This window comes from Methanobrevibacter sp. (assembly GCF_045220775.1).
In the GTDB taxonomy this organism is placed as follows: Archaea; Methanobacteriota; Methanobacteria; order Methanobacteriales; family Methanobacteriaceae; genus Methanocatella.
The window spans coordinates 24180-36657 of record NZ_JBGUWC010000038.1 but is presented as its reverse complement, the minus strand read 5'-3'; the positions used below and the strand labels follow the sequence as shown (position 1 = coordinate 36657).

The following is a 12478-nucleotide window of genomic DNA, read 5'->3' as shown; positions in this document are numbered from 1 at the left end:
GGTGTGTTCTCCATATTTGTGGTCGCCAAAGACGAAATCAGTCAATGCAAACTCAGCAGAACCGTTGACCAATGTAATATTGGCAACAGATTTGCCGTCAATGGCAATTGAAACAACACCTTCAGCATCGTCACCGAATGCCATCTTAATGGTATCATCATCGTCCAATACTAGTGGCTCCGGCAATGATAGCCAGCGGCCGTCATCCCCAACAAATAGAGTTAGATAATTATTGTAGAATGAAATACTGCTATCATCGAGAGTTGCATTATAGGAAATCCAGACTGTGTGATTACCATAACTTAAAACACCCAAATCAACAGCATTTTCACCTGCAACTAAAGTATAAGTCTTTTTATCACCATTATCTATTTGAACTGTTACGTTTCCTGCCTTTATGACATTGATTGTTACAATTACATTCTCATTTTCCTTAACCTTGTCATCCATGCTGACATTAACATCATCTGTCTTGATTAAGGTTTCAAATGTGAATGCAGTGGAATTCAAAACAGATCCAAACTCACTGTCACAAACCCTAACTTCAGCAGCATGCATTCCAGGAGCCCAAGAGGCAGATGAAACAAATGTTATTAAGCCTTTTTCGAAAGTCTTGTGTGAGTAAAGCACACCGTCAATGTATAGCTCACCATAAGCGGAAATCGGTTCAAAGACACGAACACCTGCAAACGGCAATTCACATGCATATCTTGAAGATTCATTAACAGCAATAATTATATCATCTAAGAACTCAACTTTTAAAGTGTTGCTGGTAACATCTAATGCATTTACGCCATCTGCAGTGAATTTGACATCAACATCATAGTCCCCATTGATTTCATAGAAACCCAAATCGGATAATGATAAAGCAAAATCATTATTGTCATAATTCGCTTTGATATCAACAACATTGAATTTATAAACAGCTCGACTGTTAAAATCAGTGTTTACATTAATATTTGAAATGTTAGAACCATGATTATTCTTAAATTTGATAGTTACAATGATTTGACCGGTATTTATTGAATCAGGAATATTCAAATTGACGAAATTACCATAATAGTCTTCTACGTTTTCAGTCACGTTAGGTGTGAAATCATTGGAGTCGACATCCTTCCATAACACATCCAAAGTGGTTTCACCACTTCTTTCATTACCATTACCATATAAAACAGTGATACTATCTCCGAAATTCTTATTTTCAAAATCAGAATAACTTAAATAGTAGCGACCGTCATCATATTTCAAATCTTTGATGTTTTTACTAAGGATTGTAGCATTATCAGAATTCAAAACAGTAACAGTACCATTTGTTGAATTGATATCGCCATAATAGGTATCTAAGTATAACAAGACTGGATCAATACCATAACCTGTGAATAATCTGGTAGTTGCATTTTGATAGTTTACCTTAACGTTAGATGCCAATGTAATGTTCAGATTGGTTACATCCATCTCGCTAAAATCACGATATACCAATACATTAGCGTCATATATATGCGGAACATATGTAACCCTAATATCATATTCTCCATTATCGATAATACCCAAATCATCTAATGTTAAATTGAAATCCCTGTTATCATTTTCACATAGCCAGAACAGTTCAAGTTCTGTTATTGGAGTTGAACCCTCATCGAGAGTCAATAACTTTCCAAGATTTTCAACCTTGACTCCGTTTACGTATACATTGAAGTAACCGCTCTGGAGTTTCCATTCTATGGTTTGCCTATTAGTGCCATCAAAACTGAACAGATTTAAAACGCCGTTTTCCAGATTGATTAATATCTTATCTGTGATGTTTATTCCAAACCAGTCATCTATATTTTTAGGTGAAATAATTGCCTTTAAGTATTTTCCAGTACTATTTTCAAATATTTTTTCCTCAAAATACTCTTGTTCCTCTCCATCATATACCAGGGATAGAGCTATGATGTCTCCATCATTCAAATCGTCCAACAGGTTACCTTTAGGAATGTAGTATAAATAACCTCTGACAGAATAACTGTACTGCTTATTATCATCATAATCCTGCATTATCTCATCCAGAGTCTTGTTAAACAGTATTTTATCCCCGCAAACGATTGAAAAATAGCCAGTTGAATCTAATTCATCCGGAATAGTAACTTCAGTGACATATGTGAAATCTTCAATATTGCCCAAGTAGGCATTATCATCAGATATGCTAACTCCTTCTGCAAAATCATAAAATTCTACAATGTCCTCATCAACAATATGGCATATTACCTCACGATTTTCAACATCACGATTTTGTGTAATGAATTCGATTCTAACTAAATCCTTATCTTTGGCATTGGCAAGGTCCAGTTCCTTGAAGTATACGAAGTATATGTTGCCTAAAGAAGGATAGTCATAACCCATATGTTCTAAATCAAAATCATTTAGAAGTTTTTCAAATATAAGATTGTCATCACAGTAGATGCATAATTTGCCATCTGAAACATTGCCTAAAACAATTTCTGGAACCATAACACATGCAAAAACATTGTCCCCATCAGAAGTGATGTTGAAAACAATTTTATCCTCGTGCATCTCTGCTGTGTCAACAAATATCCAATCATCATCCATGACGGACTTATCATATATCCTCATGGAATCTGTCTTTTGGAGAATAAAATCTCTTGAATCTTTTGCATAGTATGTTTCATTGTTTGCGTGGTCAATATATCTAAATGTGGCTGTGATTATTGCCTTATCTTCAAGGGTTGCAAATGAATCCAAATCCCCGAGAAGAATATCATATAAATAATAACCAAAGTATTTAGCTGAGTGATAAGTTATTCTATTGGCCGAGAGAAGAATATCATACAAATAATATCCACCATCCCATCTGGAATCTATTTCCCTTAAGTTTTTATAAAATGAATAATTTCCACTTGTAATATTGATAGTGGCATTTTCAAGGTCAAACTCAGCGGGAATGCGAACGGTGAATACCTCATCATAATCGTTTGTAAGGTCTCTTCCATCATCCAAAAATTCCAATCCCTGACCTTCATTATACCATCTAAGTGTAAATCTCTGCTTAAATGAGTAGGCATCATCCACATTAACTTCAATAATGTATCTCGGCCCATCATCAATGCTCATATCATCTAATGAGAATCCTTTCCATTTGCCATAATCATTAGGGACGACATCATATGTAACATGTTCAAGATAGTATTCATCATCTTCATTGAATAGGTCTATTGTGATTGTTTCGCAATCCTCCAGGCAGAACACATTGACCATCCAATTTTCAAAATCAAGTTTTGTCCTAACGCTATCTCCATCAAAGGATTCTACTCTCAATTCATCAAAAATGCTTTCAACAGTATTTTCATCGAAAATGAATCTAAGTTCCAGGTCTTTTGTACCGGTAATGTTCAATTGCCTTAAATCCCAGGAATAATCATGATTTAATGAAAGTTTAGAGATGAATTTGACCTCATCATCTAAAAGAACATATAATGTTCCAGGCCTTCCCTCATCAAAGAATCTAATTAGGATTACATCTCCCTGACTGTCATTATAGAGCGGACCACGGTCATCTTCACCATTCCAAATGCTTACCTCACCCCAACGGAATATTTCCTTTTCACATGAATACACATCATCTACTTCAAATCTGATTCTGGAATAATCTGTAATTGAAACTTGTAAATCGCTGAAATAGAATTTGGTCCATTCGTCCCAATAAGTATCATCAATTGTGTAATACAACTCATATTCATCATCCTCTTTTTCTACAGTGATTTTAATTTCACCATTTTCACCGTCTGGACAATAAAAATCAATACAACGATTATCTGAATTAATTATTGCTCTAAAACTTTGGTAGTCAAATTCGACTACATTCAAAGTTGCGTCGGCAAGAATTTCTTCACTTTCATCAGACAAATATTTAACAATAACATCATATTCATCTACTTCTGTCATTCCCAGATCTTCTAAATTCCATTCATAATGATTATCATCGATTTTGCAGTTGATTATTTCTTCTTCATTGACTATAATAACAATATTACCAGATTTACCTTCAGGAATATCAACTGAAATTATATTATCTTCTATATCATTGTAAATCTGTCCATCTTCATCAGCATCCCAAATCCATGTTTGGAATTTAAATCCGTCAATGCACCAAACGTTTACCCATGCATCAGTTATCCACTCATCATCATCGTTAAACAGTTGAATGTTATAACTGTCATCATGTTCTATGCCTAAATCTTCTAAAGTCCAATTCATTAAGGAATCAGCATCAAAGTCGCAGAGATAATCATCCCCAATTCTCATTGTGAAATGTTGGCCAACTATATCATCAGGACATGCCAAGTATAATACAGGACCTTGAATTTCCCAGGATTCAACGCTCAAATCACTTGAGTATAGCCTGATGTCATCAAGAGCATCATCAACATTTAAAGTGTAAGTGAACTCCTCAACAAGGTCACTGCCGTCATATACTTCAATACGGATAGCGTATTCATCGGCATAGGCAATTCCCAAATCATTCAAAGTCCATCTGAACGGATATTGTCCATCGGATTGCTTTTCATCACCTTCAACATAAACTTTGACATTATATAATGGTTCGCCGTCCTCATCCTCACTGTAAAATCTTATAACATCAAACGGACTATTAATATAAACGTATTCACATACATTATAATCCAATTGCGTTAATTTGAAAGCATGATTTTCAACTAAGATGATTTCATCACCATTAGAATATGTTAAATTAATTGTGTAAGTTCCAATTGTACCGATATTGTCTAAATCTCTTAATTCCCATCGAATTTCATCTCTTCCATCAAGAGATTCATCATATATTCTAATAATCCCCTCAGGACTTTCAATGCTTAAGATTAAAGTACCTTCATTTACATTATTGACCCAAACGCTACAGATATCACTTTCATCATTTCCCTTTGCATCATGAGTTGATACCCACCAACCAAAATCTTGAACTGTAATTTCATTTTCTTCAGAATCTTCAGTTTCTAGGTTAAATGAATTTTCATCGATGATATGGAAAATATAAGTTCCAGAATTTAATAAATTATCATCATTATCAAAAACAGCAATTTCAAACTGGTCTCCATCATTTAAATCTCTAAAATAGTCTACAGAACCAATGGGAATGCCATATTCTGTATATCCTTCACGACCATCATAAGGCCAACTAAACCCAAAATCATTTACATCATTATTTAATAACTCAATTTCACCACTGGAGATAATAACATATGCATCAGCCCAATCCGGAATAGAAATACTTGCAAAACCGTCAGTTCCTTGGTCATCATAAGAGATTGCCCTATCATCTACATAAATAATTGCCTCACAATCGTCATCATCATTTTCGAAATGCCATACATTCAAAGGCACTGAAGGAATTAAATCTCCGATTCCATCACCAATATAAATCCTAAAATCACCATTATAATCAATTTTTAAATCATCTAAAGTCCATGAAAGCATGCCTCCAGGGACGGATTCCGTTTCAATCCAATCCCCATTAGGAACAATAAGAACAACATCCCCAGTATAATCACTAGGGCAATAAAGATATAATACTGGATCACTTTCATCGAAATCATGTATTCCCTCATAATTAGTAAAGGCTCTGAATTCATTCTCATCAAATCCAATGACATTCAGAGTCATTTCAAAAGTCTCTACAAGATTATATTCCTCATCAAGAGCTTTTATAAGAATATTGTATTCCCCTGGAGAGGTTATGCCCAACTCTTCCAAACTCCAAGCTATTGGACCGTCACTGTCATCTCCTGGGTCAGCAGGGTTTTCATTATTATCAACATAAACTTCAAGTATATCTGTTCCTTCATAAATTCTTATAACATCAAATGGATAATCAATATAAACGGTTTCATCCCTATACTCTTCAATATTACATTGGGTTAATTGGAATTCACTTGTGAAAATTTGAATGTTGTTATTATATGTTAAATCAAAAGTATAAACTCCCAGTTCAGTCAAATCCAAATCAGAGAGCTTCCATGAATAATAATCTTCGGACTTAGTTATTTCATAATTTTTTGTTGCAATATGCCCATTGCTGTTTGAAATGTCTAAAGCAAGGGTCCCTTGAGAAACATCTTCCCACCAAACACGCACTATCTCATCATCATCTTTAAAAGTTGGTTTATGAGTTTCATATTCAAAACCAAAATTCTCACTAGTCACTCCTACAGCACTATCATCATCTGAAGAAGCAATTAAATCATCACCATCCTCAGAAATTATTTCATCATCCAAAGAAGCATCAACGGACACCTCTTCATCAATATCTGCCGTTAGAGTTTCATTAAAATCAGAGTCTCCTTCTGCACTAACGGCCCCAATTGTTAAAATCGCCAATAATATTAACGTTATCAGCATTCCCTTTTTAAACCTCATATTTCTACAACTCAAGTATAATCGATTTAATATTAAATATAATATAAAATTTGTAATTAAAAACTATTTATAATTTAATATAAAGTTGCTAATTTCATTTACTTTTTTAAAGATTATCGAAAAAATAATTTATTGAAACTGAAATTTTGCTAATAAATTTTCAAGCAATAATGTATACCATATTTACTTTAAAACATCCAAAATAGACAATGAAAAGAATTTTGTAAAATTCAAAAATATTAAAAAAAATAGAAATAAGGAGTTGAATCCTTATTTTTTAACTTTGACTGTTTTTTTGACAGTGTCTTTCAAGTATGTTGCTTGGTATTTGACCTTTTTGCCAACCTTAAGCTTTTTCAAGACTTTTGATTTGATGGTGACTTTTGCCACACCTTTCTTGTTGGTCTTTGCGGTGTATTTTTTGCCGTTGAACTTGAATGTGACTTTTTTCTTTTTAAGGTATTTGCCATTCACTTTCTTGAGTGTTGCAGTCAATACCAGTTTTTTGGCTGATTTTTTAACCTTGACTGATTTTAAGGTCAATAGATGGTTTACTGTCAGTTTTTTGGTTACGCTGACGCTTGCGGCTTTTGCTGTGATTTTGTATGTTCCTGGTATTTGACTTAAGGCTATGCTTGCAACACCGTTAGATCCTGTTGTGGCGGTCTTATATGCCTTATTGTTGATTAGGAAGGTTACTTTAACACCGCTTACCAGTTTTCCGTCACCGCCATAGACCTTAACTGAGTATTTTGTATTTGATGTGTAAAGCATTTTTAAATCGCCAGCGGTGATTTTAGCAACTTTGACATGGACATTTACCAATGCATCCTTTGTAAATCCTGCGTATACTTCGTCCCCGGAATACCTGAATTCAATATTATAGTTTCCATCCTTGTATTTGGACAAGTCGATTTTGGCAATGCCGTCAACAATTTCGACCACAATTTCCTTGACTCCGTCAACAAAGACTTCAACAGTACCTGTTGCATTTTCAGGGAAAGGTATAACAACAATACCCTCATCATTAGATTTAAATGTTTTTTCAATAGTGACCTCTTTAGGCAACAAATGTAAATTATATTTAATTGGACTAGGATTATTTTCTCCAAACAAATCTTTTAAAATATCATTATAAACATAATAGTATCCAAAAGTGACAGTATGATTGCCCGCAATCAACTTAGAAGATGAAAAACTACTATTCACTACACCCTCTTCAATATCTAAAACATAAATCCTATTATTAACCTTAAGTATAATCTGATCGGTAACATTGCAGCCGAAATCCATAAATATGCTCACATCATCACCGACAGTACGGCCTTGAGCAATGTCAACGATAGGACCTACAGTAAATCCTACAGTCTTAGAAATCTCCCTATAATTGGAACTGCCTCCATAATAAATATTGATTTTATATGCTCCCATGTTTAGATTTGAAAACTCATGGGAAGCAAAACCGCCATTAATTGCAGCTAAGCAAGTGAAAATTATTTCATCATCTTTAAGCAAAGTCAAATTCACATGACCTGTAGCATCGCTTGGAAGAGCAACATTGACAGTTTCATTTTCACCATACTGAATATTATTTACTGAAATGTCAACAACTGGAGCCACTTTATTAGTGAATGTACAATTACTTACTTTTCCACCATGAATAGCAGCATTAATATTACCTGCACTACCCATAATTTTAGAATTGGAAACAGTTACATCATCTTTAGTAATATAAACTGCAGCAATATTCTCATCGGAACAAGTTAAACTTAACTTATCCATCTTACCATTATTTCCCGCCCAATAGATAGCACCCCCATTATCAGCAGAACAATCTACAAAACTACATTTGGAAACAACACCATTATTGCCAGTCCAATAGATAGCGCCTCCGGTTTCAGCAGCACAATTCACAAAACTGCAACCGGATACATTACCATTATTGCCTCTCCAATAGATAGCACCTCCAGAACCAGCAGCACAATTCACAAAACTGCAATCCAACATAGATCCATCGTCACCTGCCCAATATATAGTACAGTTGTCAGAAGAATTCACATTAGCAAAAATGATATTCCTGAAAATGACATTGGATGCATTGATATAGAACATTATTGAGGAATAGTTTGCATCAAATGTTGCATTATCCCCTTCAATAATAATAGGCTTGTTAATGATGAATACTGCATCTTTGATTAGATAGTATCCTGAAAATATGATTGTGTCTCCTTCATTTGCATTATCGAATACACTTTGAATATTTTCAGCAGAGTATTCATTCGGAACAATGAAATTCAGAGGGGCGTTTCCTAAAATATCCGCATTATTAGAACCCAAGACAGCACGATTACCTGCTTTATTTTTACAAGTTAGATAGTTATTCTCTACTATCACATTATAATCGCCAACATCTATCGAATAATCCCCACCGGATTTGACCGTATTATTCCTAATTGTTACAATATCCGATCTGACAACAATTCCAACACCGGTTGAGACAATATTATTATTTCTAATCCAATTATCACTTGCACTAACAGTTACACTACCATTAACATCGTTACCACGGAAAGCAGTTCCAATTTTATTAATAGTAACGGCTCCCACAATGGTGTTATTTTCTATAATTGCATCATCACCACTAGTTGCTAAACCACTGTTAAATGTGTTGTTGTAGACATGAGCATTAGAATTAACAGTTACTTTACCATCCACAGTATTATTGTAAGCAGTAGCATCTGCACCAACAGTTAAAGCACCGGATATAGTATTGTTGTATAATGTTGAATCTGATAAGACGTTCATTGAACTTCCGTTAAGAAGCACATTGTTTCTGTAAACGTTATTGTGCGGTGAAGAACTTAGAGCAAATTGAGTAGTAATTCCATTACCTTCATATTCAACTGTGTTGTTTTCAATCAAGTTGTCTGATCCTGAAAGTACAATAGCCCAAGAAATGGCTGTAGCAGCATTAGGACTGTAGACCCTATTGTTGGTTATATTGTTGTGGATATTTGCTACAACATCAGAAGGAATGTCTACATTGAGAGTGGTTAAATAAATCATGTTTCCAACATTTCCCTCTGCAATAATTGTGTTGTTGTCAAATGTGCAGTAATCAGCCCAAGCCATTTCAAATATAGGATAACCACCATTTTCTCTTATGCTGATGTAACTGTTTTTAATGATTACGTAAGTGCAGTTTGCTCTTACACCTATAGCCCCTACTCCAGAGCCGATTTTTTGATTTTCGATTACATAACTGATATTGTCTAAAACAACATTATGGGCATTAGCAATCCATAATTGAGTGTTGTGGAATCTAATTCCAGTGACGTTAGTTCCAGAACCGCCATTAGTAATAGCAAAACTGTTGGCTGGGCTTTCACCCAATAGACTACTAGCAGTATTGTTCAAATCAATATAAGCATCATGAGTACTTGAAATGATATTTACGGGTTTGTTTATATTCATTTGAATGACATTTGCCTGATTAGAGTTGATGATTGAACCTTGGAAATCTAATGTAGCTCCTTCAGGGACATAATCAAATAGTTTACCGTTGTCCTCTTGGTTGAAGTATAATGAATAGGTATCTTGAGTTACAATATTAGTTGAATTAACAACAGGCAAATCATTTTGAACAACCACCATCTGTTGTAAAGCCAGAATAGTAGAAGCAGTAGCCTCAAACTTGACAGTGACATTGCCTGAATCAACATCTGCTGTAAAAACATCTGTAGAACTGGAAGTACCAGACCAGACATTAGCGTAAACATTCCCATTAATAACCAGATTACCTTCACCATTTTGAGCTGAGGCAGCAAATACATACAAAATAGCATCGCCATCAACAGTGCCAAATGCTGTGGAATAGCTAACATCCAAATTATTACTATAGGAAGTACCTAACAAATCCGCCTCTTCCACAATATAAACGGTATTGTTGACCGCCTTGGCAGGATTATCAACCATAACAATCAGTGAACTTGGATAAACTGCAACATTGCCCCCTTCCTTATTCAAAGCGAAACTATTACTGCCATCAACAACAAGTCCTGTTACGTTATAAACAACTAAACCGTAACCGTAGCCGCCATAAGTACCTAAGTTAGTTTGATCACGATAACTGGAAATAGGAGCAATCACATGACCATTGAAAGTAATATCCCATGAATTAAAGTCGCCAGCAGCAACTTTATCCCAATTATACGGAACATATAACAACGCTTCCTTAACGCTACCATCATCTAAAGCAACCGCCAAAACATCAGTTAAAGTAGTATTCATATTAGAACTATAATTATTACCATTTACGATGATAACCTCACCAACGAAAGAATATTCCCTAAAAGTTTGATTGAGACCAGGATATGCATAATTTTTGCCTAAATAACCATTATATGCAATTACCTTGGTATATGTTTTTGAATCCACAACGACATTTCCATATTTTACATTAACAGTGTAATTGACAAGATTGCTGTCATATTGGCCATTAACCGTTTGAGCTGTGATGGGTCTGACAGTAGGGTCATTAACAACCAAAGTTGTTACTCCACTAGCTAGTGAATCAATTGTTTTTGTTGCAATTACTGCATTTCCTTCACTGCTTACCACTTCAACAACTACATTTGCAACAGCGCCGCTTTCCTGATTGTTGATGTTTATAGTCAAATTATTGTTAATACCCGCATAGATTCCATCAAAGATTCCAGAAGTCCATTGGGTTGTCATTGAGTCAACGGCAATGTCCGGAATAAATATTTCCCTTTCAGTCAATAATAGAACAACTGTTTTATAGGAACTGTAACCAGCAGCAAAGGAAAACTCCAAATCTGAACCTTGTGTGAAGTAATCGCTTAAAGAATGATTTTCAGAATCCCAATAAGCATCAATATAATAATTGCCCTTAGAAATCTCTGTAGGGCTAGCTAAAGTTTGCCCATTGAACTTATATGTTTGGGCATAAACGGTAGATACTGCAATGGTTTCCAGAGTAAAATCATCAATTGGGCCGGTATATGAACTGGTATTGATAGTTTCTGACTTTTCTGAGTTTGTCCAGGACTGGCCGACTTCTAACCAGTAGGTTATGTTGTCATTATCACCGTCATCATAAGCAAAAAACAATGCAATCATTTTAATTTTTCCATTAAACTGATAGGAACCATATTCAGAATTAGAAACATCAATTGTAAAAGAGCTTCCCGGACTTAAAGAGGAAATGGCATCAGTTATATTATAAACGCATTGATAATCGGAATACTGTTTGGTTGCATGATTATTGATAACATACACGGTAGGATCGCTTGCTTGATTGCCCGTATAAGTCAAATCTTCAGAACCTAAAACTACAGTTGAACCGGTAGTTAATGTAACATCCGAATGCAATGCATAAGTATCGGAATTGCCGCTTCCAGCATAGGAAGTCACAACGACAATAGCTGATTTGATATTTGTGACATCATTCGGAATAGTGTATTGAAGACTGCCGCTGATGGACCACGGATTAACGCTAATCACTTTAGCGTCACCTGAAACAACACCACTTTCAGACAAATACATAGATTCAAGCATTTCTACAGAACTGCCATTAGTTGAATAATTCTCGGTTAATATAAACTCGTCTCTAGCATTTCCAATTTCGTCATGTGAATCTGATAAAGTTCCGCTTGTTGAGGATAACTTATCCTGATTTGTTGCATCAATTTCATCATCATTTTGAACCTTGCTTAAAAGAGAGTTATCTTCACTTATTTTCACCTCTTTTACTGGCGATTCAATGTTTAAATCATCATTTGCCGTCAAATTATCAGAAGTAGTATTGTCTGATGCATTGACAGCCCCCATTGTTAAAATAACAAATAAAATAAATGTTATTAATATTATTCTTTTAAACTTCATAAAATAACAACTCAAATAGAATTTAATATTATATAAATATTTGTAATTAAAAAATATTTATAATTTTAGAAAAAGTTACAAATTCCATTTACTTTTTCAATGACTATCAAAGAAAAAATTTATCGAATTATCTGATTGACTA

Annotated in this window: 2 protein-coding genes; both read right to left on the bottom strand. The window is 34.5% G+C overall.

Annotated elements, in window-relative coordinates; all coding sequences use genetic code 11:
* The coding region (locus ACJROP_RS02040; protein WP_406533836.1) for a hypothetical protein at window positions 1-6429 on the bottom strand (6429 nt) is incomplete at its 3' end.
* 270 nt (window positions 6430-6699) lie between these two features.
* Window positions 6700-12336 (bottom strand): DUF3344 domain-containing protein, encoded by a 5637-nt coding sequence (locus ACJROP_RS02035; RefSeq protein ID WP_406533835.1) that lies wholly within the window; start codon window positions 12334-12336, stop codon window positions 6700-6702.
* Between the last annotated feature and the right edge of the window lie 142 nt (window positions 12337-12478).

What these genes read in the sequence shown, in the direction of transcription:
- ACJROP_RS02035 (WP_406533835.1), bottom strand. Translation starts at nt 12,336, where the DNA reads ATGAAGTTTAAAAGAATAATATTAATAACATTTATTTTATTTGTTATT.